Genomic DNA, 23,765 nt, shown 5'->3' on the forward strand with positions numbered 1-23,765 from the left:
GGAAGTTGTAATGAAGAAAGATCAAACGTTGAAAAATGCGATGAATGAATGGGCACGTGTGACTGAGGATCCACAAATGTTAATGACTTATGAAGTAAACCAGGAATTCCAAGTAGATGAAACATTGACATTAAAAAAAGCTGAAAAGCAAGGGGGAAAAAGAGCTATTAAGAGAGTAGCATTAAGAATGCTGCAAAAAGGTATGGATAATCAAACAATATCTGAATTAACGGAGCTTACAGAAGAAGAGATTGAACAGATTCGTAAATAACGAATGTAAACCGAGGGCAGGAAGGAATAGATCCAAAACAACATTTTATTTTATCACGATAAAAAAAGGGCTACCCCAAAATAGAAAAGAGGTAGCTTGCTCTACTGAAGCAAAAGATTGAATACATTGGTTGAGTTAAAACAACTACATTATTTTAACATGTATAAAATTTTTAGTAAAACGCTATCATTTCCAGTTTTATTACCTGATTTCCTCTGCTAAAATGGAATTATAGGGATGAAGAGAGAAGGGTAGATGAGGCATATGAGTACGAGTCTATTACTAACTTTAGGGGTTATATTTTTGGCAACAATAGCTATAGCCATTTTAATTAAGATTCCAGAAGAAGATTAAACTGAATAATAAAATGAAAAGCTATCTCAAATTATGAACGAGATAGCTTTTTGACCGCTTTATGTCTCATTTGAAAAATTAAAATTGATTTTATATAGAGGAATTAAATGTATAAAAATTAATTAAAAACAAATACTTTCACTGTCATAAATAAAAAGGAGGCTAGATAAAGATGGATGCACAAAGAGCACAAGAAATTGCCGATTCAGTGGACATGGCCAATGTCATACATAACGGGAAAAGCATTTACATTGAGCATGTAGACCAACAAAATGGGGTAGCTACAATTCATAACCTGGATGAACCAAATAGTAAGCAAAGTGTTTCTATAACTGAACTAACAGAACAATAATTTACTCTTAGAATAAAAAAGCCGTTTTATGTAGGCTTTTTTATTTTTCTCCCATAGGATAAGAAGAAAAATAACCGCATCAGAAAAGTGTTGTCAGATCAAGGATGTATAAAAATCTAATCGTAATGAACTTCACTTTTAAGTGGAGGACTCAATATAATGAAACACGACTCCTTATAACTTCCACCTTTCAAAGGAATCCCTTCCCAACAACAGAAAATCAAGCAAATAAGAAAACATTGAGAGTTAGGAGTTATTTTTTCGTTTATGTTGACTTCTGCGAAATTTTATTGTAGGATAATCTATATCATCAATAAACACATTAAATACTTATCCTACGATGTAAGTTATGCCCTATTTGTTTTGAACCGTACTGTTTATTTGGGATTCCTACATTTGTTGACTGATGCCATGCCTGTCTTTGACACAGGATCGCTGAAACGTTAATATGCGGAAACCCACCTGCGAAATCGCGGGTTCACAAAACAGATTGGGAGGACGACATAGGTGGGAATCCATTAACTATACATACCGTGCTAGACGGGGAGATGGCGGTGCCCTGTAACCTGCAATCCGCCTTAGCAGGGTTTAATTCCTAACAGAGGTATGAGTCAGGTAAGGTCTGACTTGGACAAGTGGTGTTGACAACTAGGTCCTGTACAACAGAAACCTATGAACATGGTCAGGTCCGGAAGGAAGCAGCCATAAGTAGATTCTTCTGTGTGTTGCAGCACAGCCCGGTCGAGCTAACTGTACAATTAACGCTTATTTGATCATGTCAATGACGGGTGCACGGTGTTTTTACTTAGCAATTTTTATTTAGTGTTAAGAAAACTATCTTTAATAGGTCTGGTGGCGATAGCAGAGAGGTCACACCCGTTCCCATATCGAACACGGAAGTTAAGTTCTCTAGCGCCAACGGTAGTGGGGACTTTGTCCTTGTGAGAGTAAGACGTTGTCAGGCAAAAAAACAGCCCATCATATCAATGATGGGCTGTTTTTTTGTATATTAATTTCGTTTAAATTGATTTCTACGAAATTAAATGTTATGTTTTATGTAATTTATTAGTACATGTAGGAGGATTTAGAGTGAAAAAAAATAGCCTAGAAGTTATTCCGTTGATTGATGACTTTAGCCGATGGTTAATAGAATCAGGCAAATCTGATAATACGATTAAAACCTATCGAGCAGTGCTAAACCAATTTCATGAATGGCTTCTAAGTGAAGGTAGACATTTAGAGCAAGTAACAAGAAATAATGTCCAAACTTATATGATTAACCTTGAATCTAATAATAAAAGTGCGTCGACTATAGAAAAAGCTTTTGTCACAATTAGCGTTTTTGCACGCTTTCTTGAAAAACCAGAAATTGTTCAAAATGTTGAACGTAAACCAAAAGAGAAAAATAACGAGGTTGTACCAGAGTCATTAGAAGCAAGTGAGCGTGAGCGCCTTTTATCTGAAGTAAATCAACAGGGAAACCTTCGTGATATTGCTATTGTATATACTTTATTACATACAGGGATTCGAGTATCAGAGATTTGTGCTTTGAATCATAAAGACGTAAAGATTAACAAATCTGACGGTTTTTTAATTATCCGTAATGCTAAAGGGTCTAAAAAGCGACTTGTTCCTCTTTCTACAGAAGCAAGAAATAGTTTAAAGAGATATATTGATTCACTTGATTCTAATCATGAAGCTTTATTTGTCTCTAATTTTGATAGAAGAATGTCTGCACGTACGGTTCAGTACATGTTAAAAAAATATAATGTAAATCCTCATAAATTACGTCATACTTTCTGTCATGAGTTAGTTAAGAAAGGGATAGATATTGCAACAGTTGCCGAATTAGCAGGCCATTCTGATGTGAATGTTACAAAACGATACCTAAAATCTTCTACAAGAGATTTAGAAAATGCGATTATGCAAACCTTTTTATAAAAATAAGCTCTGTAACAAGAATCATGATTCTTGTTACAGAGCTTATTTTATTTAGGTGTATATTCCTACTTAATAATTGCAAAATTAAGTATCAAAACACAATTTACATAGATGTTGACTTCTACGAAACTATAAGGTAAAATAATTTTTGTTGGTAGCGAAACAAATATTAATTATTAACTTACTAGTGCATGTTTCATATGAAGGGGTAGCATACGGATAAATGTGACTGACTATAAATAATTTTCATACTTATTGGTGGCATAGTCAAGGTCTGCAATACCTTTATCACCGGTTCAAATCCGATTGCCGTCTCCACATTCTAATAGAGAACTTAGAAAGGACCTTTAGCTCAGCAGGTTAGAGCAGACGGCTCATAACCGTCCGGTCGTAGGTTCGAGTCCTACAAGGTCCACCATTGAACCTGAAATATGGAGGAATACCCAAGTCTGGCTGAAGGGATCGGTCTTGAAAACCGACAGGGGTGTCAAAGCCCGCGGGGGTTCGAATCCCTCTTCCTCTTCCATTATATCTTTGTTATTATCGCGGGGTGGAGCAGTTCGGTAGCTCGTCGGGCTCATAACCCGAAGGTCGCAGGTTCAAATCCTGTCCCCGCAACCATTTTTCACATGCGGATGTGGCGGAATTGGCAGACGCGCTAGACTTAGGATCTAGTGTCTTATGACGTGGGGGTTCAAGTCCCTTCATCCGCACCATTTTAGGAAGCGCCCGTAGCTCAATTGGATAGAGCGTTTGACTACGGATCAAAAGGTTAGGGGTTCGACTCCTCTCGGGCGCGCCATAAACGGGAAGCAGCTCAGTTTGGTAGAGCCCAAGTCTGATGAGGTCGGTGTCAAGCCCACTTAGGCCTACTATTATTCCACAGTATCTCAGTGGGAGATCCATACAGAGAAGTACCCAAGTGGCTCAAGGGGCTCCCCTGCTAAGGGAGTAGATCGTTAACGCGGTGCGAGGGTTCGAATCCCTTCTTCTCTGCCATTTTATAATTTTATCTGGTCCGTTGGCCGAGTGGTCGAGAAATTGTCCTTTTAAAAAGGTAACACGGGTTCGAATCCCGGACGGGTCATTACAAAAAAGGCAGTTTGCTGATAAAGCAAGCTGTCTTTTTATTGGATAAGAGATATTGCTTTAATCCATTATGTAAAACTAATTTAAATGTTATTAGAATGAAGATAAAAAGCATTTGATAATAGTGCCGATAACTCGGAGTATGTCAACAGAGATATTTAATAAATTTCAACATTGTAGAAACGCTCCAGCTATAACCCCAAAAGAACCAGCCCCAACAAAAAAGCACTCACCAAAAGTGAGTGCTTTTCCATTAAATAAACAATCCAACCATAATACCTGTTAATATCGATCCCATTGTCGCGACTAACAGCATCTTCAAGCCGAACTTCGCAACGCGTGAAGCTTGTTCGCCGTTGATTGCTTGGATCGTACCAAGAACGATACCAATTGAGCTGAAGTTTGCAAATGAGATTAAGTAAGCTGATACGATACCAACCGTTTTTTCAGAAAGGTGAGGCATCATTTTTTGGAAGTCAAGCATGGCAACGAATTCGTTTGCTACTACTTTTGTTCCCATTACGCCGCCGGCTCTCATTAGTTCATCTGCCGGAATACCCATGATAAAGGCAATTGGGTAGAAGATATAGCCTAAAATGTCTTGAACAGTTAATCCGATGACGCCGTTTAATACGTAGTTCACTAATGCTAAAAGACCAACGTACGTTACAAGCATCGCTGCTACGATTAACGCAACGCGTCCGCCGTCTAGTGCTCCGTCGCCGATTGCTTCAAACAGCGTGCCTTGCTTAGCAGGTGCTTTGATATCGACTTCGTTTTCATCTTCTACTTTTACAGGCGCAACGATAGAAGAAACAATTAAGCCAGAGAATACGTTTAGCGGAAGGGCAATTAATACGTATTCCGCCGGAATCATCTGCATGTATGCGCCTAGAATCGAACAAGAAACGGATACTAATGATGTTGTTGTAACGATAAATAAACGGTTTGGTGTTAAACCTCCGATGTGGTTTTTCACCGCAATTAGCGCCGTTGTATCACCAAAAATCATTGCGTTCACGGCTGTGAAGCTTTCAATTTGAGGAAGTCCGGTAATTTTTGAAACAAGTCCTCCGATATATTTGATCCCAAAGGGTAAAATACGAGAGTAGTTTAAAATACTTAATAATGCTGAAACGAATACAATCATAACTAACGTTTGGATAAAGAAAATGCCTTTTCCTGCAAGATCTCCAAACACGAACGAAATTCCGTCGTTACCAAATGATAAGATCTTTGTAAATACACTTGTGATAAAGTCAAGCACCTTGCGACCAATCGATGTATTCATCATAAAAGCAGAGATAGCAAGCTGGATAACCAGCATAACTGCGATGCCTTTATAGTTGATAAGTTTCCTGTCGTTCGACATGAGGAATGCAACTGCTAAGATAATTACAATCCCGATAATTCCCATTAAAATTGACATTTACTTTTCTCCTTACATGTATTCTATATTTATAAAAGAGGGACGTGCATAGAAATGACTATGTAAATCGGCCTCTATTTTATACAAAAACGGAACTTTTACGCCAATTTTGTTAAAAATGGGCAAAATTTTTTAGGCCATTGTAAAAAATGACGTAATTGTAAAATAATATTTACTATGTGCTATTATGTAAAGAAACATGCAGAGCTGACATAATAACTTATATTTCGACAGCCTCTACTATCTTAAATCATTTCGAACAAAAGAAAAAGAGGAAATGAAGATATTTTTAATATAATTGTGAAATATTTTTTAAACTTTCATGATATTGCCAAGATCTTAGTGAAATACATAAAAATAAGAGATCCATCTTTAAAATGTGGTAAAATATGACGTAATTAGTAAGGGAAAACGGGGAAGGGAGAGGTACAAATGAATGAACGCAAAATAATTCATTTAGCAACCGGAATGCCTGAACAAATGGCATATAGTCCTGACAAAGAAATGCGCACAGGCATCTGCAAAAAGCAAGTAAACGAAACGTTTTTAGCAAAAGAAGGGTTTCAAGGCGACGGCGTAGCGAATTTAAAGTATCACGGCGGGCCGGATCGTGCGGTGTGCGTGTATTCGTATGAACACTACAATAAATGGAACGAAGAGTTTGATACGGAGCTCCCAATGTCTGCGTTTGGAGAAAATCTTGTTGTAGCAGGCATGGTTGAAAAAGACGTATGCATTGGAGACGTTTATCAAGTAGGAGACGCCGTTATTCAAGTGACGCAAGGTCGAAATCCATGCGACACGATTACAAAGAGAACGGGCGTTAAAGGGATTTTAAAACGAATGATTGAGACAAGCTATACGGGCTACCTTTGCCGCGTGCTGAAAGAAGGTACGATTACGCAAGATGCGGAAGTGAAATTGATTGAAGCTCATCCAAACCAAGTATCCGTTGGGTTTACGCTTGATTTATATTTCCATCGTTCAAAAGATGTAGAAGGGATGAAGCGGGCTTTAGAAGTGGCTGAGCTAGCTGAAGACTGGAAGCATAAATTTCAAACGCGTATTGAAAAGGCGCTTTCCGTCGCGCAGCGATAAAAAGTAAATGCCCTCTAATCGTTAGAACGTATCTAACGATTAGAGGGCATTTTTTTCTTAGAAGCGTCCGTATCCTAAGAAATGATCTTGGTAGTAAGAAACATCTAGGTCAGCTACAGCTACACCGTGTGAACCAGCATGAATCATTTGGCCGTTTCCGATGTAGATTCCCATGTGAGATGGGCCGCTTGTGTATGTGTTTTGGAAGAATACTAGATCTCCTGGTTGTGGAGACGAAATTTTTGTCGCCATGTTCCAGTAGTTGGCTACGCTTGTACGTGAAATGCTGTGACCGCTATGGTTGAACACGTATGCGATAAAGCCTGAGCAGTCAAATCCGCTTGGCGTGTTTCCTGCCCATTGGTAAGGTGATCCTACTAAACTACGTGCAACATTTACTGTGCTTCCAGAAGCCGTGCTTGTTGTTGGAGCAGGTGCTGGTGTGCTAGTTTCTTGTGCTGCAGATGTAGATGCTGTAGAAGTAGAAGGAGTTGATGTGCTTACACCTTTTACTTGGCTTGCGCTTGGTTTACCTGATGCAATTGTTACGTAGCTTGAGCTTTTTGAAATCCATTTGTTTGGTGCAATTTCAACTAAGCCGTTTGCTTCTTTTAAAATAGCAAACTCTTGACCTTGTGTTGCAGTTCCAACGACTGGAGATGAAAAGCTAGCTCCTTGACGAATATTTAACGCACTCACGTTTACGATGACTTTTTGATTAGTAGTAGTAGTTGCTTGTTGTTGAGGTACGCTTGGCGTTACCTTTTCTTGTACGGGTGCTGGTGCAGCGCCTCCGTCATTAGCACTTGCTGAAGTTGTGCTAAATGTTAGGGCAGCGGGAACAAGTAATGCTGCTAACCCCATATTCATAACTGTACGATTTGCTTTCTTTAGCATGTTCTTTCTCCCTTTCCATAACTTGTTTTATTCACAAGTGTGAGTCTATCAATCCTGACAGGAAAAGTAAACATCTAATTCCAAATTACGACATTTTGTAACATAGTTTTAATATTAAAGGGCGATATAAGTAGAATTGTCACCTTCTCTGTAATAATTCTGACAATTTATCTAGGTAGAAATGTTTAGGAGATTCATAGATTTATTAGAAAATATGTAAGCTAAATGAAAAAGGGGAGCAGAAACCCAGCAGCTGAATGGCTTTTAGGATGTATAAAAGCTATAGATAAAAAGTGATATTGTCACTAGCCATGCACTTTATTTTTTCTGGGTGAACACATAGAGAAGAAAGATACGCTGTCATAAAAGAAACTCAGTTACTATAACTGCTATACATAAATTACATCAAAAGCATCCAGTTGAAGTGAGTAAAAAAGAAGCGTAGTATACAAGGAGGAATGAACGCGTGAATCATTTACATTCATATATGTAGGAGTGGTTGTTGTATGAAACAGTCATCATCTTTTATTAATGGGATTCTTTTAGCTGCTCTTGTACTGATTTGGGGATTAACGTGGCCGATGTCGAAACTGGCGCTTGGCTATTCATCGCCTATTTTGTTATCTGGACTGCGGTCATTAAGTGCGGGAATCATCTTATTAGCAGTCGCACTGCCAAGATATAAGCAGCTTCACTGGAAGCAGAACTGGCGTAAATATATGGTGTCAGGTCTATTTAATTCAATCTTATTCTACGGTCTGCAAACGATTGGACTTATGTTTATGCCAGCAGGGGTCTTCAGCGTTATTGTCTACTTGCAGCCGGTGCTCATCGGCATCATTGCATGGATGTGGATTGGAGAAAGCATGAACGCTGTGAAGATAGGGGGGTTGCTTCTTGGCTTTGTAGGTGTAGCTACCATCAGCACGGGAGAATTATCTGCTAATGCTTCAGCCGCTGGAATTCTTTTAGCTGTCCTTACGGCACTGAGCTGGGCGATTGGAACCGTTTATATCAAGCGTATTAGCGACAGTGTAGATGGTATTTGGCTTATTACCGTTCAAAGTCTTGTCGGCGGAGTGGTTATGACAGCAGCCGGAAGCGGAGTGGAAGGATGGTCTCATATGGTGTGGAATTCATCATCTATGCTGCTGCTTTTATTTTTAGCACTGTTTTCCGTTGCCGTTGCGTGGCTCATTTATTTTTATTTAATCAGTAAAGGAGAGGCCAGCAAAGTGGCGTCCTTTAATTTTCTTGTTCCGATTATTTCAATTGTCATTGGCACACTCTTTTTAGACGAACCGTTTACGTCGTCACTTCTTGTAGGGCTGGTGCTTATTATTATCAGTATTTATTTAGTGAATAAAAAAGCGAAGAATCAAAAGTTAAAGCCCTCTGATGGAGGAGACCAGGCAGCGTAAAGCTAGCCATAAAAAAACCGTATTCGCAACTCGAATACGGTTTTTCGTTTATTCAGCAACTTCAGTTTCATTTGCTTTTAGCTTTTCATAAAATACGCCAAGCGAAGTCGTTACATACGGAACGAGCCATAATAACCCAATGCCAAGCGTGATGATACTTAAAATTCCCCAGCCGATAAAGCTTAAAACAAGTAAAAAGTAGGTCCACTTGTAGCCGCTCATTAATCGTCTGCTTTCAGTAATAGACTGGTTGACCGAATAATCTGGGTTATCCCGGAATACGTAGTAAGCCTGTGAATAGGCAAGGCTTTTGATGATGCCGGGAATAATTAATAAAATACTCCATAGCACGGTATAAATAATCGTTAGCAAGTAAAGTCCGAGGGTTCTAAAATATAATCCCGCACATGAAAACGAATCAAACACGTTTCCTACACGTACACTTTCTCCTCGCACCAGACGCAATAGTACCCAGTAGTAAGAGAAAAAGAGCGGTACGAGCAGCAGGGATACAATATTAGCTAAGGTAGACTGAGAGTATTCGGTTTCAGACCCGCTTGGAAATCCGTTAACAAGAAAGTCAATAAGTCCTGGAATACCGGCAGCGATTAGATACGTAACGAACGTAAGCAGTACGGCAAATCCCCAGCGGTTTTTCAGCGCTGCGAGTGCACCTTGCTTCACTTCTTTTATTCTCATAACTTGATGTCCCCCTCTAGGTGAGTTTATACAGAGAATTTAACCTGTACATTAGTCAATATATTAGCGATTTTTAAATATATGAATGCTTGCACTAATAAGTTGTGTAAAGATTTTTTAGAGTCTTGAAATTTATGGGAACTTCTTTAAAATGGAAGTATAAGGATATTTTTGGTCGGAAGGAGGAACGGAAATGACGCTTGTGTATTTGCTGATTCTGGCAGTTGTTTATATTTTTCTGGATCTGTTCATGCGAAAAAAGCTGCATACAAAGATGAAAAAAAGCTATTGGAGAAGCTTTAAAGGAAGGCGTCCGCTGTTTGTCACAATTGAAATGGTAATGCTTGCTTCGTTTTTAGTGCTCATCTTCGTTATACCTCCAGCCTACACCTCGGTTTTTATGTTTCTTTTCTTTTTTTTCCTATACGTAATTCGAGGTTTCGAAGAATGGAAGTTTGAAAGAAAGCAAAAAGAGTACTACCACTCGTGGTTTGGCGCAACTTTTTTCTTATTTGGGACGTTTATATTATTGATGACGAATATGTGAAAAAACAAGAGAACAAAAAAGTTCTCTTGTTTTTTTATGTAAAGTATTGAACGACTGTGCCTTTGTTCTTCTCTACGTTAACACTCGCATACGCGCCGTTAATAAGCGTGAGCTGAGGAGGGAGGTGGCCGCAGTCAATGTCATAGATAACTGGAATATGTAAGTCAGAGGCAAGGTCATGATACACGTCTTCAGCGGTGTAGGAATCAACGGGCTTATTAGCGCTGCTTCTGCCGAATAAAATACCTGAGCAGTTATCAAACCAGCCCGCTAGCTTAAGCTGAAGAAGCGAGCGGCGAAGTTCAGCGGTCGTGAGTTCACAGTTGTCAAAGTACCAAATGACCGGCTCAGCAGGAATGTATTTTTCTCGAAACGTTTTTACATCTCCAAAAGGAGTTCCTACTAAGTGCCTGATCACGTCAATACATCCTCCGAGAAGACGCCCTTTGATGTGCAAGTCGCTTAACTCCGTATGCTTCCAAGTGGTTTGTTCCGTTAAATGAAACACGCATGGTGACGGGTTGTCATGCTGCCATTCTTTTTGATAGCAATCAGAAGAAACTTGAGCCACACTTTCTCCTTTTTTGGTCGTCAGCACCTGCTGCCACATCGCAGTCGTTGGATCCCAGTGCTCTCCTCGCAAGTCCACAAAGTTGGTTCCATGAGCCGTTGCAATCCCGGTGTTAAGTGTAATAGCCAGCAAAAGAACGCTGGTGTCAGAATAGCCAAGCACCCATTTTGCTGTCCATTTTGTAAAGTCGAGATGTTCAAGCATTTCAATCAGCAGCTCGCCTCCCCAAGGCGGGATAATGATATCAATGTTTCTATCTTCTATCATGGCTTGAAGCTCATTTGCACGTTTTTTAGGAGAAGCGGATTTTGCTTTATGCTGCGTCCACACGGTTTCGCCCGGTATAACAGAAAAGCCTTTTTCTTTCATTCGTTCACACGATAAAGAAAACATGGAATGAAGAGCTTGAGGTACACCAGAAGAAGGTGCGGTTATACCGATGGTTGGGTTGGATGTAAGAAAAGGATAGGTAATCATAGCGGCCTCCTTCACAGGTTTTAGCTTATTTTACCAGCGAGAGAAATACGGAACAAGCTTATTTTTCATTTAATTTAGGAAGATTGATAGGTTTTGTAAAAAGAATCCGTATTAATAGATGTAAAAGCAAGTGGAAAGGAGCAATGTCATGGAAGATGACTGGATTGTTGCGTGTATAAAGAGAAAAAAAGAAAAAGGATTAGAGCTGTTAATCGATCAGTACGGAGGGTTAATTACGGCCATTGTACGCAAGCATTTAGGCACGCTGAAAAGCTACGAGGAAGAGTGTGTAAACGACGTATTGTTAGCGGTGTGGCATCATATTGATCGCTTTGATCCGGAGAAAAATACGTTTAAAAATTGGGTTGCAGCTGTTGCTAAGTACAAAGCCATTGACTATCAGCGCAAATACATAAAAACGCAGCACGAATCGCTTAGCAAAGCGGGAGTGGGTGAAACATCAGAAGTTCATAACATTCAAACAAACGACGTGGAAGAACTTTTAGGTCACTTAAGCGAAGGAGACCGCGAGCTGTTTAAAGCGTATTACTTACAGGAAGTCGAGCTGAAGCAAATTGCTCAAAAGCAGCAGACTACCATCAGCAATTTATACAACCGGCTGTCGCGCGGACGCAAAAAGTTAAAAGCGATTTTCAAATAAGAAATAAGGAGGGACAAAGATGAAAAATCAATACGACTTATTAAATGGATCTTCTGTAGATTTTGATGAATATGAAGAAATTGAGCTAACGGCAAGCGAGAAAAAGCGTATGAAAAAACGTTTAAAGCGTGACATAAAGCCGACTCGAAAAAAAGCGCGTCCGCTGATCGCCGCTGCGGTGCTGCTGCTTGCTGTGACGCCTGTGATGATGCAAAACGAAACGGTATGGGCATCGGCTGTGCGAATCAGTCAGCAAATTGGCCAGCAAATCGAGCTGCTTATGAACAAGCCTGAAGGCAGCTTGAGCAGCTATAAAAAAACGGTAAATGAAACAGCAACGGACCAAGGCATTCAAGTAAAAGTAAATGAGCTGATGCTTGATGACGGACAGGTGCTGCTTGGGCTGACGATTAGCGCAGATGAATTTAGAAGAACTGCACTAGGTCTTAATCGAAACGCGCCAATTCGCCCAGGAGAGCTGCGCGTGAAAATTGGCAACATGTCGTTTTTTGATTCGGCTTCCAGTATTAGAGAGGAACCAATCAAAAACAAAGACGGAAGCTGGAACTATCTGTACGCTTTAAAACTAACGCAAGCGGACACGAACGGAGACGGGAAAATCGATGTGGAAGGCTACAATGTGCTAGATCATATTGATCCAAATAAAAACTATCAAATCAGCGCGCAGTTCACAAGTCTAGAATTTGAAAAGAATCCTGCTCAGACGAAAAGCGGGAACTACCGGGATTCCTACGGAGAAATTAAAGGAAATTGGACGGTTCATACAAGCGTAAACGGCTCAAAAATTATTGCTGATACAAAAGTGTATCCGTTAAATAAAGAAATTCCGATTAATGAAAAAGAAATAGAAGGCGTATTGTCTATTAAAGAAGTTCGCGTATCGCCTGTTTCGATTAAGCTGCACTATACGTTTACATCGTCAACCGGAAGCATTCGAAACGGAACGAACGTGGGTGTAAAAATAAAAGACCAAAATGGAAGAGATCTTTCTGAAAGCGGCAGTGGAGGAGGAACAGACAGAGTGCTAGAAATGGACGAAGAGTACCGAAACGACAAAGGAGTGGTTATGCTGCGATTTGTTCCGTATGTAAGTGATTACGAAAACGACAGTTCAAAAGACTTAACCTCAGACGCCTTTAATTTGAAGGTAAACAACAAATAACAAAATAAAAACCAGATGCCTGCTTAGCGTGCATCTGGTTTTTTATTAGATATCCATTTTATTTAACAAGCGAAGAAACGTTTGTAATTCTTCATCCGTAAAATGGCTAAGCTTTTCACCATATTCTTTGGTGAGCACTTTTTCCATTTCTTCTGCAAACGCTTTTCCTTTATCCGTAATGGATAAGTAGACAACGCGGCGGTCTTTTTGACTGCGTACGCGCGTGACAAATTCTCTTTCCATGAGGCGGTCGCTGACGCACGTCATGCTGCTGTTTGAGATGTGCATATGCTCTGCAATCTCAGAAACGATATGATTGCCTTCTTTATACAGCAGGCGAAGCGCTAAAAATTCATTTAAAGGAATATATGATTTTAAAGTGGGGATAACCGATAGCTGCATTTTTTTCGTTTGGTTTCGCATCGTTGAAACCACATTTTGGATAAGTTGATCTCGTGTATTCATAGAGGTTGTATGCTCCTTTTTCCGTTCAAACAATTCTTTTTCTTCTATTGTACCATATTGATTGTACATAAAGAGAAGCGGCAGGTTTTTTAGTGGGAAAAAGAGAAGTAGTACATATCTGTTGCGATAGAAAGGGGCTTGAGTGATGGAAAAAGTAATTGAGTTTAAAACGACGCTGCTTCCTTTTGATGGAGCAAAAAAGCTTGTGAATGCAAATAATTCGGAAAGTGACTTATTATACAAGGAATATTATGATCTCGGAGATGGCAAGCAGATGTGTACGCTTGTGTTTGAACGCTATTTTTTCCGCACCGGCGGCAGGGGATCACTAACGATTATTTTAGAAAATGTGTCCGGTCCAAACAAAGTAAAGTGTATTCCTTCAGGAAGCGCAGAAGGGATATTAAATATTGATTGGGGAGGAAGCAAAGGTTTTGTGCGATGGGTAGAAAACGCCCTCTTATCGTACACGTTAGAAGAACCGCAAAGATAAAGGCAAAGCTGGAGAAGGCAATAAGCTTTTTCAGCTTTTTTTGTGAAGCGAAGGGCGAGTAGAGAAATGAAAAGATGCAAAAGCTACTGTAGAAATAAGAACTTTATGTGGACAATAAGCAGTTTTTCTCTTTTTACCGGATAAATGAGTATAATATGAAATTGCAGGAAGACTTCACATTTACATAACAAAGGGGAACAACATAATGAAAAAACTCAGCATCGTATTATTTGTTTTAATGATAGCTATAGTAGGCTGTTCAAAAGGAAATGATTCAAGTTCAAAAGAAGTAAAAGGAACGATTGAAGTACCGGAATCAATTCAAGCAAATGAACAAGTCAAGCTTAAAGTCCTTGTGACACAAGGAGATAAAAAAGTGGAAAACGCCGATGACGTACAGTTCCAAGTTGAAAAAGAAGGCTATATCAATCAAGAAATGACAAAAGCACCGCACGAAGGAAAAGGTGTATACAGCACGGACTATACGTTTAAAGAAGACGGCGAATATATGATTACCGCTCACGTGACGGTAGACGGTGACATGAAAATGTTTACGAAAAAAGTAGAGGTAGGTAAGTCTAAAGAGTAAAGCTTATAGTTGCAGAAGGGGCTTATATAGCCATGTAAAAGAGAATGCCTCGTGCATTCTCTTTTTTAGTAAGATGGCTTTAATCTAAGTAGTTCGATAGCTCAATCAAATTGTAATCAGGATCTCTTACATAAACAGAAACGATAGGTCCTACAGCACCTGTTCGTTTGACGGGTCCTTCTTCAATTTCTATATCATGTTTTTGTAAATGACTAATTACGCTTTCGATTTTTTCTTCTGTGATAAAACATAAATCAGCAGAGCCGGGAAGAGGATGCTTTGCTTTTGGCTCAAATTCATGGCCCGCTTGATGTAAGTTTATTTTTTGTTCACCAAAACGAAGCGCTATTCTTCCTTCTCCGAACGTTTCTTTTTTCATGCCTAAAATAACCGTATAAAAGTGAGTCGTTTTTTCAATATCTTTTACCGTTAGCACAAAATGGTCTAATTTTTTAATCATTTCGTTTCCTCCTCACAATATAAGCTTTCTTTCTCTGACGATAAGGTAAGTACTGGGTGAGCTTTGAGAAATTTTTCTATAAATAAGTATATCATTTGTAAAAAGGAGAATAGACAAAGACAGCTGTATGTCTATTTTTAGTTCAAAAGAGTGTTTTATAAATAGCTTGTTTTTTTAAATATTGTGGTTTTACACAATGCATTAAAGATTTATGGGATTTTATGTTAATATTAGATGAGAAGTGGCATTTATTTTAGTAACTTGGTCTGAAAAGCTTGTTGATTAGATGGGTTAAAAATCTAAATACATATATGAATGGAGATGCTCGTATGTCTATGGGGATACTTTCTTTAATCACTTTTGTTGTCTGGTTTGCAGCCATTCAAGAGTTTTTAAAACCTGAAAAGAATCAGAGTAACCGAAAAATAATGATGTTAACATCCGCAGGCTCCTTGCTGACGTTAGTTCTGACCATTTCTCTTTTTCAAACACTATAAAAATACTTCTAAAAGCGGTTTTTTCTAGGCTATAAGAAGCGGAATAGGGCTCACCTTTCTTTTTTGCTCCGCTTATTTTGCAGAAAAAAAGAAAAAGAAGCTTATGAACTGATGATTCGTAAGCTTCTTTTTTGTTTTATACGATTATCTTATTTATAAACGCTGGACGGAATTTTAAATGTATGAATGCCGTTAGAATACGGGCCGTACTCATACTCACCAAATATAATGGCAATGCCGCTACTTGTGTAGTAAAACTGATCTTCTTTTAAGTTTACAGACTTAAATTCATTAACCCAGAACTGAGCACCTTTTTTATTGCGAGCAATCATTTCATTGCGAATATAGTTATTAAATTTATTCAACTTAGTGTTGTTGTTAATAATATCTTTCAAGCTAATTTGTCGAGCTTTCAATAAATCGTAATTATAAGTATCAATCCAAGCGTTGCCGTGAGCGCCGCCAGCGTACGCATCATTCGTAATAGCAACACTTAAAATATTATCTTGGTTGTAAGGTACAGAGTATGTCATATTACGAGAATAAGGACCTGGTGCCCAGCCGTTTTTACGGTCTTCCTTTTCCTGTTCTTTTAGCTCGTTGTGTTCTTTTTGTGCTTCTTTCGCAATGTTTAAAAATTTTCGATTATAGCTAGCTTCAAATGGTTTATTGATAAGGCCGGACACCTGCGGATAGCTAATGTTGCTTGCTAAAGATTTCTTCGTAACCGTTACTCCTAGTGCTTGAATTTTGTCACTAGGTGCTTTTTCATACTTAATACTTGATGACTTCTGAGCATAGGTACCCTTTGATACCCCATACAGACCACCAAATTTGCTGGACTCAGAATACACGCGGAATACTTGCCCTTTTGTCACTTTTCTAGCCGCTACTAACTTGTTGTTTTTAATGTTGTAAAGATTCGTGTTCTTTAAAACGGTAACGCGTCCTATTTGCCCTTTAACCAGTTCCTGATTCCCCCACACCACTTTTGCTTCTGCAACTGTTTGCGGAGCAAGCGGTGAGAATAACAAAGCCAAACCTAAAACAACTGCGCTAACTCTTTTGAACTTTTTCATAAAAGCCCCCTAAAGTGATTTTTTGAGGTTTTAAAGCTAATCAATACTTTATTTTCAAAAAAAACCCATTCACTAGTATAGCATATTTTTACAGTTTTTCACTTTTATTAATTCGTGTTTACTAAATTATTTTTCGACTTGATTCCTCTTATTAAATAATTAAATAAAATAGCCGGCGCACTTTATGCCTTCAGTAGAAATAAGAAAAAACACAGTATTTTACCCTAGACTAAAAAAGTTTCCTGTGGTAAACTTTCGGTATCATGACAAGTAAAAACTGAAAATTTTAAATAAATGATGCTGACATGTTCATTTTTCTGCACCAGCAGAATACCTTATTAAAAATCAACGAGCATATTTTTTTTACCTTAAAAGTTGGTCTGGTGAAAAAAACATAACCTTAGGTAAAAAATGAGAAGGGACGAAAAATAGATGGCTAGTGTAAATAATTATCCATTGTCTACATTTACGACAGGTGAAACGGTACAGCTAGAGCGAATCGAAATCGAAGGTGCCTTAAAGCGACGCTTGTTAGATTTAGGATTTATTCCAGGAGCAATTATCAAAGTGCTTCAAAAAAGCCCGTTAGGAGATCCTGTTGCCTATCAAGTCAGTCATACAACGATTGGTCTCAGAAAAGAAGAGAGCTCAAAAATTTATGTAAAAAAAGTAGGTGACGACGGTGAGTAAGTATCGTATTGCATTAGCAGGAAATCCGAACACAGGAAAAAGTACGTTATTTAATAGCTTAACCGGTCTCAAGCAGCATACGGGAAACTGGACGGGGAAAACCGTAGCCAAAGCAGAAGGGACGTTTGAACATCACCAGCAGCTCTACACAATCGTCGATTTGCCTGGAACGTATTCACTTTATTCAAACTCAGCGGACGAAGAAGTAGCGCGTGACTATATTTTATTTGAAAGACCTGACGTTACGGTTGTGGTGGTCGATGCAACGGCGATGGAGCGAAATCTTAATTTAGCGCTGCAGGTAATGGAAATGACTGAAAACGTCGTGATTTGCGTGAACTTAATGGATGAAGCAAAGAAAAAAGGAATTGTGATTAATGAAAAAAAGCTCGCTGAATCGCTAGGCGTACCGGTTGTACCTATATCAGCACGCAATAAAAAAGGAATTACGAATTTGCTAGATGCTATTGAACAAGTCGTAAGCGGGCAGGTACAGCTAAATCCTTACCAGGTGCAGTACACAAAAGAAATTGAAGCGTCACTAAAGGAGCTAGAACCTCAAGTTGCTTCTATTGTGGGAAATCAATTTCCTCTCCGCTGGATTGCTTTACGGGTTCTTGATGGAGACACATCATTTTTAGAAACGATTCAGCAGCGTCAGCAGCAAGACACCAGTCACACAGAAAGGAGGAACAGCGCATATGGGAAATCCGTTAACTCCTGAAAACTCATTAGCCATGGAACAGCTAACACGCTATGCTCAGCAGGCAAAAGAAAAAGATCATCGTTCAAATATGGTCGCAAGCATTTACAAGTCGTCACAGCAAATATGTAAAAAATCAGTTGTGTACGAAGACCGCTCAAAGCTTCAGCGCACGGAGAAATTGGATAAAGTCTTCACTTCGCCGATCTGGGGATTTCCAATTATGCTTGGCATTTTATCGGTCATCTTTTATATCACCATAGCCGGCGCAAACGTTCCTTCCGGATTAATCGCACAAGGATTTGGCTGGGCGGAAGGGTATTTAACAGCTTTCTTTCAAATGATGCATGCGCCGGAATGGCTGCACGGAATTCTTGTATTAGGACTGTTTCGAGGTACAGGATGGGTCATTAGCGTGATGCTGCCTCCGATGGCCATCTTTTTCCCGGTGTTTGCGCTTTTAGAAAACTACGGCTACTTGCCTCGCGTCGCGTTTAATATGGATCGTCTGTTCAAACGAGCAGGCGCACACGGCAAGCAGTCACTGACGATGGCGATGGGATTTGGATGTAACGCCGCAGCGATTATGTCAACCCGTATTATTGAATCGCCGCGTGAACGTATGATGGCGATTTTAACAAATAACTTTGTTCCGTGTAACGGCAGATGGCCTACGCTGATTTTGTTAGCTTCTTTATTTATGGCAACAGGCTTTACAGGGAGTGCTAAAACATTCGTAACGGCGCTTGTGGTAGTCGGAACAGTGTTATTCGGAATTGTGGTGACGCTGTTCGTATCGTGGGCACTTTCTAAAACGGCGCTGCGCGGAGTACCAACACACTATACGCTAGAGCTTCCGCCTTACCGCAAGCCGAAATTTGTTGATACGATTGTGCGCGCGACGCTGGATAAATCACTGTTTGTGTTAAAACGCGCGATTATTGTTGCAGCACCCGCGGCGGTGTTAACGTGGGTATTGGCTAATATCTATATCGGTGACACAAGTATTTTAATGCACTTCGTTCAGTTTCTTGATCCGTTTGCCAAGACGCTGGGGCTAGACGGGTATATACTAGCTGCTTTTATCATTGGCTTGCCCGCTAATGAAATTGTTGTACCGGTTCTACTGATGGCGTATTTATCAACGGGCTCATTAATTGAAATTGAAGATGCAACTCGACTGAAACAAATTTTCCTTGACCACCACTGGACGTGGCTAACAGCTCTTAACATGATGTTGTTTTCGCTTCTGCATTTTCCGTGCGGAACGACGCTTGTGAATATTTATAAAGAAACCAAAAATGTCAAGTGGACGTTTCTTGCTTTTGCAATACCAACAGTGATTGCGATTGGCGTTACGTTTACGGTTGCTCAAGTGGTAAAAGCGTTTAACCTTATTTAAATATGATATAAAAGTGCAGGGTTTTAAAAAGAGCCCTGTATTTTTTATGAGTTGTTAATTAACTAGATTTTCAGTTTTATAATGTAAGATTGATTGATATTTTTTAGGAGAAATGGTAATTTGTATGATGTGTATTTGTTTTATGATACGCACACATGTAACTTCTGGGGGAGAACAACTATGGCGAAAAACAAGGCAGCAGAAACCATCTGCTGGCTGGGAATCCTTGCTCTCCTTATTCTCAGTATTGTAAATGTCGTTTATAAAGGTACAAAACAAACGCTTCTATTTACAAGAGATGAGCTGAAGTCTGGAGAAGTAAGCAAAAGCTGGGAATCATTTCGAAAAGAACAGCAGCTGTCAAAGAACAATGCAAAAATAGAAGATTTTCGTTTAACGCTCGATAGGAATCAAAACATATCTTCTATGCGGTTTACAGTAATAGATCCTTCTGATCATAATTCCTATACAACGTTACATTACAGCTCATGTTTTTCTTGTGAAGACAAAGGAGAGGATCGTTTAACGGTTACAAGTGACAAAGTTGATCGAAAGCCTGCTCAATATGACCGATTAATGACCGCAGATGAGTTTTTTTCGAAGGTAGAGGTTCTTAATAATCAGCATTTCTTTACAACTAGTCGCTATGTGTACACGCACCTTTATTCTTCCGGTGAGTACGAGAATACGAGTTATGACGGCCCTTACTTTATTTTAGAGGGAACGGAGTTAAAACAACTACAAACCTCTCATGCTTCGGACAAAGATTATCGTAATTACGGCAGCATACAAGTGATTGGCAGCAACAGTTCGGGAAGCTATCAGACAAGCGAGGGTACGACCAAAAGCGTCATCATCAGGTAAAAAGAAGCTGCAGTTTACACTAAGAGAGATTAGTAGAAAAAAGCGCGGATAACGTGCTAAAAGGAGGCTGACGGTGGGGATATTTTCTAATAAAATAGATTCAAAAAAAGCTAATAAGTATCAAACAAGGCTATACTCTTGTTTCACCATTCTCATCGTAGTGAATGTGATTAACAGCTGGTTTCTCGATTGGCTTTGGCTTTATATCACCACAAGTAGCGTTCTTGTTATACTCGTGATATTCCTGCTCAAAACACCTAAACGTGATTTAAATGAAGAGTGGAAACAGCTAGAAATAGAGAAAGACGAGGCTTTTGAAAACAGAGTCAATTTGATGATGATGAATGGCCGAAGTGATGTGCAGGCTATTAAATACATACGAAAAGAAAAAAATCTTGGTTTGCTTCGTGCGAAGCAGTATCTTGACCGTATTAAAGAATCAAAGAAATAATAAAAGCGACCTTTGACAAGCAGAGGTCGCTTTTTGATAGGCTATTTACTTTTTCTCGCCAACCGTCACTTTTTTCGTAAACATTTTCATGTCGCCTTTTATCGTCACATGAGCGGTAATCGTATATTCGCCGTTGTCTTTGAACGTATAGTCCGTGCTGTATGCGCCGTTACCTTCGTGTTTTGCATCGATCATTTCCTGGTTAATATAGCCTTCTTTTTCAACTTGAATCTGTACGGCGTCTGCATTTTCGATTTTTTTATCTCCTTGTGTAACGAGCACGTTAATAGATGTTTTTTCGTTTGCTTTAATAGTTTGCGGCACTTCAATTGTTCCTTTTACTTCCTGTGACTGTTGCTCATTTCCTTTTGAACAGCCGACCACGGCAATAACTAAAACGAGCAGCAGCATGCTAAGCTTTTTCATAAATATCTCCTTTTTTATCTTATATCCTATTAGTGAATACATTTCTCCATAAAACTTTATCACTGAAGTCACAAAATAAAATCATCCCAATGAGTGATTTTTATGAGTGTGACGGCAAGAAACTCGAACATTTTGTCACAAAAAATAGTTTACGATCGCAACACAACTTTACAGCATTCCGTCTTGAGCTTAGGATTAAACATAATAAGCTAGGAAAAGGAGAGAGAAATATGCTCATACTTTATGATGAGCTGTACGGCAAATTTGAAGCAGACGGCGTTCTTTTGGAACTCATTCAAAGTGATCCCGTACAGCGTTTAAAAGGAATTTACCAAGGCGGAGCGAGCCGGTTTGTAAATGAAGACTGGAATACTACTCGATATGATCATTCCGTTGGTGCGATGATGCTTGTAAATAGACTCGGAGGCTCTTTGGAAGAGCAAATAGCGGCTTTATTACATGACGTTTCACATACGGCATTTTCTCATGTGATTGACTATGTTTTGGAACAAAAAGAAGAAAATTATCATGAAACGATTTACGAACAAATTGTGACCGGGTCATCTATTCCTTCTATTTTAAAAAGCGCCGGTTTAAACTGGCGAGATATCTTGCTTGATGAAAGCCAGTGGACGCTGCTCGAACAGAACGCTCCGCACTTATGCGCTGACCGCGTGGATTATACGCTGCGGGATTTGTACGTATGCGGGGAGATTACTTTACAAGAAGTGCATGCTTTTTTGGATCAGCTTGTCGTATTTAATGAACAAATGGCATGCAGTAATTTAGCAGCGGCAGAGTGGTTTGTGGATGCTTATTACAAAGAAGTGATTGGCTTTTTTATGAATCCGCTTAATATGTTTGGAAATTATCAGCTGACGGAAATTATCAAGCTCGCTTTGCAAAAAGATATTTTATCTATTGAAGATTTTTTAAAGCAGGATGAAGATGTGGTTCGGCTGCTGAAAAATGCTGGAGATAGCAGCATTGAAGGGGTGTTATCTGCTCTTTTTAACAGCAAAGTACAAAAAGGAACAGCGTCTTGTCATGATGTTCACCAAACGACAAAAATGCGCTGGGTTGATCCTCTTGTTATTGGTTCAGATGGGGCGGCTCCTGTATCTCAGTTATCACTTACCGCTAAAAGAGTAATAGAAGAAGCAAAACAAAAGATAGAAAAAGGAGTATATCTCAGCATTCAGGCTCCGTTATAAAGGGAATCATTACATAAAGAAAGGGATGCATAATAATGTGCATCCCTTTCTCTCATAAGAAGTTTTATAGACCTCTAAGGAAGCCTTCTCTTAACGAACTTCATCACGCTTCGCATTTAACTCTTTAATCGTTTCACCTTCAACTAACACAGGCTGATAGTAGGTTTCGGTTGGTAACTCTTTTTTGCCCTGCAGCTTTTTAATAATCCAATCCGCCGCATCGTGTCCCATTTGTTCCTGCGGATGGGTTAAAGTTGTTAAATTAATCGTCGCATTTTTAGCGATGTACGAATTGTCTTGACCAATAATTGACAACTTGTCCGGAATAGAAATGCCAAGTTGTCTGCATACATTTACAACTTCTAATCCGACTTCATCGTTATAGCAGACAAGAGCCGTCATTTCGTCATGATTTTCAGTAAGAAACGTCTTTAAATTAGCGTACAAATCAAGCTTTGTTTCGGTGTTAAAAGACAAAATATGCTCAGGCTGAAAGCGGAGCTTTGCTTCACCAAGCGCTTTTATGTAGCCTTTCATTCGGTACTTTCCTTGCAGGTCATCCATTTTTGCGATGAGTCCAATTTGTGTATGACCTTTTGAAATTAATTCATTTGTGGCAAGGTAGCTTGACTGAACGTCGTCTAGACAAAAAAACGGAACTTCCAATTCTTCGTAGTAGGCGTTAATCATCGTAAACGGAACGTCTTGTTCTTTGAATGATAAATAATACGAGATGTTTGGATTGTACAAATTACTTTTTGTAGGCTCAACAATTAGACCGTCTACTCCGTAGGAAAGCATCATTTCCAACGCTTTTTTTTCTTGTTCTACATCGTTATTCGTGCTCGCCAGCAGCAGCGAATAATTATCTTTATTTAACCTGCTTTCAATTCCGCGAATAATAGAAGGGAAAATATAGTCGGAAATATAGGTGGTAATTACACCGATTGTTTTGTTGGCAGAAGCCCCGCTAGATTTGGATTGATACTGATTGCTCACATAGGTGCCAGATCCTTTTTCGCTTCTTAAAAATCCTTCATTCGACAGCTCTAAAATGGCTTTTCGAACCGTATGTCTGCTGACACCATACGTTTCTTGCATGACCGATTCAGTCGGGATTTGTTCGCCCATGCTGTAATCGCCTGAAAGAATTTTGCTTTTTATATCCTCAAAAATCACCTGATATTTTGGCTTCATGTTTTCACTTCTTTCGTAGTTGTATACATTCAACTTTTTTGTGTGTAAAATTTGTATGGACATATTTTATCATGAACGTGAATAAATGAAAAGATTTCCTTGATTTTTAATCGAAAGGAAAATGATTTAAGGGTTGAATACCGATTTTTTAAAAGTTTAAGAAGGGAATAGTAGGATGTTTTGAATATTTGTGTGTATATATAATTTTTATATTGACAAATGTACGTACAAATAAATATACTTAA

The 23,765-nt window shown here is 39.1% G+C and carries 26 protein-coding genes, 6 tRNA genes, 1 rRNA gene and 2 other RNA genes; 26 read left to right on the forward strand and 9 right to left on the reverse strand.

What is annotated here, in order from left to right:
• Window positions 1–10 precede the first annotated feature (10 nt).
• The 12 genes from ACFX4G_RS08075 (at window position 11) to ACFX4G_RS08130 (ending at window position 3,917) form a co-directional block, all read left to right on the forward strand.
• Window positions 11–271: a hypothetical protein gene (locus tag ACFX4G_RS08075; protein WP_377573893.1), complete on the forward strand. Its 261-nt coding sequence runs from the start codon at window positions 11–13 to the stop codon at window positions 269–271.
• Window positions 272–797: 526 nt separating this feature from the next.
• Window positions 798–977, forward strand: a complete 180-nt coding sequence (locus tag ACFX4G_RS08080; RefSeq protein WP_028409545.1) for a small acid-soluble spore protein H — start codon at window positions 798–800, stop codon at window positions 975–977.
• Between the two features lie 329 nt (window positions 978–1,306).
• Window positions 1,307–1,495, forward strand: a non-coding RNA gene (ssrS, locus tag ACFX4G_RS08085) — 6S RNA.
• A 13-nt stretch (window positions 1,496–1,508) separates the two neighbouring features.
• Window positions 1,509–1,773, forward strand: an RNA gene (gene ffs, locus ACFX4G_RS08090) — signal recognition particle sRNA large type.
• A 52-nt stretch (window positions 1,774–1,825) separates the two neighbouring features.
• Window positions 1,826–1,941: ribosomal RNA gene (gene rrf / locus ACFX4G_RS08095) — 5S ribosomal RNA — on the forward strand.
• 125 nt (window positions 1,942–2,066) lie between these two features.
• Window positions 2,067–2,918, forward strand: a complete 852-nt coding sequence (locus ACFX4G_RS08100) for a tyrosine-type recombinase/integrase (protein ID WP_377573896.1) — start codon at window positions 2,067–2,069, stop codon at window positions 2,916–2,918.
• 341 nt (window positions 2,919–3,259) lie between these two features.
• Window positions 3,260–3,336 (forward strand) — tRNA-Ile (locus ACFX4G_RS08105).
• A gap of 15 nt (window positions 3,337–3,351) precedes the next feature.
• Window positions 3,352–3,444 (forward strand) — tRNA-Ser (locus ACFX4G_RS08110).
• 18 nt (window positions 3,445–3,462) lie between these two features.
• A tRNA-Met gene (locus ACFX4G_RS08115) sits at window positions 3,463–3,539 on the forward strand.
• Window positions 3,540–3,549: 10 nt separating this feature from the next.
• Window positions 3,550–3,634, forward strand: a tRNA-Leu gene (locus ACFX4G_RS08120).
• 9 nt (window positions 3,635–3,643) lie between these two features.
• Window positions 3,644–3,720 (forward strand) — tRNA-Arg (locus ACFX4G_RS08125).
• Window positions 3,721–3,826: 106 nt separating this feature from the next.
• Window positions 3,827–3,917 (forward strand) — tRNA-Ser (locus tag ACFX4G_RS08130).
• Between the two features lie 343 nt (window positions 3,918–4,260).
• Here ACFX4G_RS08130 and ACFX4G_RS08135 read toward each other — a convergent pair.
• Window positions 4,261–5,436, reverse strand: coding sequence for a NupC/NupG family nucleoside CNT transporter (locus tag ACFX4G_RS08135; protein WP_025750788.1), 1,176 nt, complete (start codon window positions 5,434–5,436; stop codon window positions 4,261–4,263).
• Between the two features lie 432 nt (window positions 5,437–5,868).
• Between ACFX4G_RS08135 and ACFX4G_RS08140 the strand changes: the two genes are divergently transcribed.
• Window positions 5,869–6,534 carry an MOSC domain-containing protein gene (locus ACFX4G_RS08140; RefSeq protein ID WP_377573899.1) on the forward strand — a complete coding sequence of 222 codons (666 nt, stop codon included), beginning with the start codon at window positions 5,869–5,871 and terminating at the stop codon, window positions 6,532–6,534.
• Between the two features lie 57 nt (window positions 6,535–6,591).
• Here the strand turns inward: ACFX4G_RS08140 and ACFX4G_RS08145 are convergent, their stop codons facing one another.
• Complete coding sequence (locus ACFX4G_RS08145; RefSeq protein WP_013058260.1) at window positions 6,592–7,431, reverse strand: C40 family peptidase; 840 nt, start codon at window positions 7,429–7,431, stop codon at window positions 6,592–6,594.
• Window positions 7,432–7,937: 506 nt separating this feature from the next.
• On the opposite strand from ACFX4G_RS08145, the gene ACFX4G_RS08150 reads away from it, so the two are divergent.
• Complete coding sequence (locus tag ACFX4G_RS08150) at window positions 7,938–8,852, forward strand: DMT family transporter (protein ID WP_097822979.1); 915 nt, start codon at window positions 7,938–7,940, stop codon at window positions 8,850–8,852.
• Between the two features lie 48 nt (window positions 8,853–8,900).
• Here ACFX4G_RS08150 and ACFX4G_RS08155 read toward each other — a convergent pair whose 3' ends face one another.
• Window positions 8,901–9,551, reverse strand: coding sequence for a DUF975 family protein (locus ACFX4G_RS08155; RefSeq protein ID WP_097822978.1), 651 nt, complete (start codon window positions 9,549–9,551; stop codon window positions 8,901–8,903).
• Between the two features lie 193 nt (window positions 9,552–9,744).
• Between ACFX4G_RS08155 and ACFX4G_RS08160 the strand changes: the two genes are divergently transcribed.
• Window positions 9,745–10,098, forward strand: coding sequence for a DUF4181 domain-containing protein (locus ACFX4G_RS08160; protein WP_377573904.1), 354 nt, complete (start codon window positions 9,745–9,747; stop codon window positions 10,096–10,098).
• A 34-nt stretch (window positions 10,099–10,132) separates the two neighbouring features.
• Here the strand turns inward: ACFX4G_RS08160 and ACFX4G_RS08165 are convergent, their stop codons facing one another.
• Window positions 10,133–11,146 (reverse strand): S66 family peptidase, encoded by a 1,014-nt coding sequence (locus ACFX4G_RS08165; RefSeq protein WP_377573907.1) that lies wholly within the window; start codon window positions 11,144–11,146, stop codon window positions 10,133–10,135.
• Window positions 11,147–11,294: 148 nt separating this feature from the next.
• Between ACFX4G_RS08165 and ACFX4G_RS08170 the strand changes: the two genes are divergently transcribed.
• Entirely contained in the window at window positions 11,295–11,807 is a 513-nt protein-coding gene (locus ACFX4G_RS08170) for a sigma-70 family RNA polymerase sigma factor (protein ID WP_377573910.1), read from the forward strand.
• A gap of 19 nt (window positions 11,808–11,826) precedes the next feature.
• A complete protein-coding gene (locus ACFX4G_RS08175; protein ID WP_377573913.1) occupies window positions 11,827–12,990 on the forward strand; it encodes a DUF4179 domain-containing protein in 1,164 nt (387 codons plus the stop codon).
• Between the two features lie 45 nt (window positions 12,991–13,035).
• On the opposite strand, the gene ACFX4G_RS08180 is transcribed toward ACFX4G_RS08175, so the two are convergent.
• Complete coding sequence (locus ACFX4G_RS08180; protein ID WP_016765035.1) at window positions 13,036–13,455, reverse strand: MarR family winged helix-turn-helix transcriptional regulator; 420 nt, start codon at window positions 13,453–13,455, stop codon at window positions 13,036–13,038.
• Window positions 13,456–13,600: 145 nt separating this feature from the next.
• On the opposite strand from ACFX4G_RS08180, the gene ACFX4G_RS08185 reads away from it, so the two are divergent.
• Both ACFX4G_RS08185 and ACFX4G_RS08190 read left to right on the forward strand, forming a co-directional pair.
• Complete coding sequence (locus tag ACFX4G_RS08185) at window positions 13,601–13,948, forward strand: DUF6054 family protein (RefSeq protein ID WP_377573916.1); 348 nt, start codon at window positions 13,601–13,603, stop codon at window positions 13,946–13,948.
• A gap of 205 nt (window positions 13,949–14,153) precedes the next feature.
• Window positions 14,154–14,537, forward strand: a complete 384-nt coding sequence (locus ACFX4G_RS08190; RefSeq protein ID WP_013058250.1) for a FixH family protein — start codon at window positions 14,154–14,156, stop codon at window positions 14,535–14,537.
• 79 nt (window positions 14,538–14,616) lie between these two features.
• On the opposite strand, the gene ACFX4G_RS08195 is transcribed toward ACFX4G_RS08190, so the two are convergent.
• A complete protein-coding gene (locus ACFX4G_RS08195; RefSeq protein ID WP_377573918.1) occupies window positions 14,617–14,997 on the reverse strand; it encodes a VOC family protein in 381 nt (126 codons plus the stop codon).
• 329 nt (window positions 14,998–15,326) lie between these two features.
• Here ACFX4G_RS08195 and ACFX4G_RS08200 point away from each other — a divergent pair, with 329 nt between their 5' ends.
• A complete protein-coding gene (locus tag ACFX4G_RS08200; protein ID WP_098247867.1) occupies window positions 15,327–15,494 on the forward strand; it encodes a hypothetical protein in 168 nt (55 codons plus the stop codon).
• A 149-nt stretch (window positions 15,495–15,643) separates the two neighbouring features.
• Here ACFX4G_RS08200 and ACFX4G_RS08205 read toward each other — a convergent pair whose 3' ends face one another.
• Window positions 15,644–16,573, reverse strand: coding sequence for a DUF3298 and DUF4163 domain-containing protein (locus tag ACFX4G_RS08205; protein ID WP_377573921.1), 930 nt, complete (start codon window positions 16,571–16,573; stop codon window positions 15,644–15,646).
• Window positions 16,574–17,005: 432 nt separating this feature from the next.
• On the opposite strand from ACFX4G_RS08205, the gene ACFX4G_RS08210 reads away from it, so the two are divergent.
• The 5 genes from ACFX4G_RS08210 (at window position 17,006) to ACFX4G_RS08230 (ending at window position 20,683) form a co-directional block, all read left to right on the forward strand.
• Window positions 17,006–17,263: a FeoA family protein gene (locus ACFX4G_RS08210; protein WP_013058246.1), complete on the forward strand. Its 258-nt coding sequence runs from the start codon at window positions 17,006–17,008 to the stop codon at window positions 17,261–17,263.
• Entirely contained in the window at window positions 17,256–17,987 is a 732-nt protein-coding gene (locus ACFX4G_RS08215) for a FeoB small GTPase domain-containing protein (protein WP_097822969.1), read from the forward strand. Before ACFX4G_RS08210 ends, ACFX4G_RS08215 begins: the two co-directional genes overlap by 8 nt.
• Before the next feature lie 13 nt (window positions 17,988–18,000).
• Window positions 18,001–19,368 carry a nucleoside recognition domain-containing protein gene (locus tag ACFX4G_RS08220; protein WP_377574861.1) on the forward strand — a complete coding sequence of 456 codons (1,368 nt, stop codon included), beginning with the start codon at window positions 18,001–18,003 and terminating at the stop codon, window positions 19,366–19,368.
• Window positions 19,369–19,548: 180 nt separating this feature from the next.
• Window positions 19,549–20,232, forward strand: a complete 684-nt coding sequence (locus ACFX4G_RS08225) for a hypothetical protein (RefSeq protein WP_097822967.1) — start codon at window positions 19,549–19,551, stop codon at window positions 20,230–20,232.
• Window positions 20,233–20,305: 73 nt separating this feature from the next.
• On the forward strand, window positions 20,306–20,683 hold the full coding sequence (locus ACFX4G_RS08230) for a hypothetical protein (RefSeq protein ID WP_377573926.1): 378 nt from the start codon (window positions 20,306–20,308) through the stop codon (window positions 20,681–20,683).
• A gap of 45 nt (window positions 20,684–20,728) precedes the next feature.
• Here the strand turns inward: ACFX4G_RS08230 and ACFX4G_RS08235 are convergent, their stop codons facing one another.
• Complete coding sequence (locus tag ACFX4G_RS08235) at window positions 20,729–21,109, reverse strand: FixH family protein (RefSeq protein WP_377573929.1); 381 nt, start codon at window positions 21,107–21,109, stop codon at window positions 20,729–20,731.
• 230 nt (window positions 21,110–21,339) lie between these two features.
• Between ACFX4G_RS08235 and ACFX4G_RS08240 the strand changes: the two genes are divergently transcribed.
• Entirely contained in the window at window positions 21,340–22,323 is a 984-nt protein-coding gene (locus ACFX4G_RS08240; protein WP_377573932.1) for an HD domain-containing protein, read from the forward strand.
• A gap of 90 nt (window positions 22,324–22,413) precedes the next feature.
• Here the strand turns inward: ACFX4G_RS08240 and ACFX4G_RS08245 are convergent, their stop codons facing one another.
• A complete protein-coding gene (locus ACFX4G_RS08245; RefSeq protein ID WP_377573935.1) occupies window positions 22,414–23,520 on the reverse strand; it encodes a GntR family transcriptional regulator in 1,107 nt (368 codons plus the stop codon).
• Window positions 23,521–23,765 lie beyond the last annotated feature (245 nt).

Source organism: Priestia sp. YIM B13486 (assembly GCF_042787865.1).
Taxonomy (GTDB): Bacteria; Bacillota; Bacilli; order Bacillales; family Bacillaceae_H; genus Priestia; species Priestia megaterium.

Excerpts from the sequence above, each read along its gene's own strand:
- ACFX4G_RS08075 (WP_377573893.1), top strand. The coding sequence starts at position 11 with ATGAAGAAAGATCAAACGTTGAAAAATGCGATGAATGAATGGGCACGT.
- ACFX4G_RS08080 (WP_028409545.1), top strand. The coding sequence starts at position 798 with ATGGATGCACAAAGAGCACAAGAAATTGCCGATTCAGTGGACATGGCC.
- ACFX4G_RS08135 (WP_025750788.1), bottom strand. The coding sequence starts at position 5,436 with ATGTCAATTTTAATGGGAATTATCGGGATTGTAATTATCTTAGCAGTT.
- ACFX4G_RS08140 (WP_377573899.1), top strand. The coding sequence starts at position 5,869 with ATGAATGAACGCAAAATAATTCATTTAGCAACCGGAATGCCTGAACAA.
- ACFX4G_RS08145 (WP_013058260.1), bottom strand. The coding sequence starts at position 7,431 with ATGCTAAAGAAAGCAAATCGTACAGTTATGAATATGGGGTTAGCAGCA.
- ACFX4G_RS08150 (WP_097822979.1), top strand. The coding sequence starts at position 7,938 with ATGAAACAGTCATCATCTTTTATTAATGGGATTCTTTTAGCTGCTCTT.
- ACFX4G_RS08155 (WP_097822978.1), bottom strand. The coding sequence starts at position 9,551 with ATGAGAATAAAAGAAGTGAAGCAAGGTGCACTCGCAGCGCTGAAAAAC.
- ACFX4G_RS08160 (WP_377573904.1), top strand. The coding sequence starts at position 9,745 with ATGACGCTTGTGTATTTGCTGATTCTGGCAGTTGTTTATATTTTTCTG.
- ACFX4G_RS08165 (WP_377573907.1), bottom strand. The coding sequence starts at position 11,146 with ATGATTACCTATCCTTTTCTTACATCCAACCCAACCATCGGTATAACC.
- ACFX4G_RS08170 (WP_377573910.1), top strand. The coding sequence starts at position 11,295 with ATGGAAGATGACTGGATTGTTGCGTGTATAAAGAGAAAAAAAGAAAAA.
- ACFX4G_RS08175 (WP_377573913.1), top strand. The coding sequence starts at position 11,827 with ATGAAAAATCAATACGACTTATTAAATGGATCTTCTGTAGATTTTGAT.
- ACFX4G_RS08180 (WP_016765035.1), bottom strand. The coding sequence starts at position 13,455 with ATGAATACACGAGATCAACTTATCCAAAATGTGGTTTCAACGATGCGA.
- ACFX4G_RS08185 (WP_377573916.1), top strand. The coding sequence starts at position 13,601 with ATGGAAAAAGTAATTGAGTTTAAAACGACGCTGCTTCCTTTTGATGGA.
- ACFX4G_RS08190 (WP_013058250.1), top strand. The coding sequence starts at position 14,154 with ATGAAAAAACTCAGCATCGTATTATTTGTTTTAATGATAGCTATAGTA.
- ACFX4G_RS08195 (WP_377573918.1), bottom strand. The coding sequence starts at position 14,997 with ATGATTAAAAAATTAGACCATTTTGTGCTAACGGTAAAAGATATTGAA.
- ACFX4G_RS08200 (WP_098247867.1), top strand. The coding sequence starts at position 15,327 with ATGTCTATGGGGATACTTTCTTTAATCACTTTTGTTGTCTGGTTTGCA.
- ACFX4G_RS08205 (WP_377573921.1), bottom strand. The coding sequence starts at position 16,573 with ATGAAAAAGTTCAAAAGAGTTAGCGCAGTTGTTTTAGGTTTGGCTTTG.
- ACFX4G_RS08210 (WP_013058246.1), top strand. The coding sequence starts at position 17,006 with ATGGCTAGTGTAAATAATTATCCATTGTCTACATTTACGACAGGTGAA.
- ACFX4G_RS08220 (WP_377574861.1), top strand. The coding sequence starts at position 18,001 with ATGGAACAGCTAACACGCTATGCTCAGCAGGCAAAAGAAAAAGATCAT.
- ACFX4G_RS08225 (WP_097822967.1), top strand. The coding sequence starts at position 19,549 with ATGGCGAAAAACAAGGCAGCAGAAACCATCTGCTGGCTGGGAATCCTT.
- ACFX4G_RS08235 (WP_377573929.1), bottom strand. The coding sequence starts at position 21,109 with ATGAAAAAGCTTAGCATGCTGCTGCTCGTTTTAGTTATTGCCGTGGTC.
- ACFX4G_RS08240 (WP_377573932.1), top strand. The coding sequence starts at position 21,340 with ATGCTCATACTTTATGATGAGCTGTACGGCAAATTTGAAGCAGACGGC.
- ACFX4G_RS08245 (WP_377573935.1), bottom strand. The coding sequence starts at position 23,520 with ATGAAGCCAAAATATCAGGTGATTTTTGAGGATATAAAAAGCAAAATT.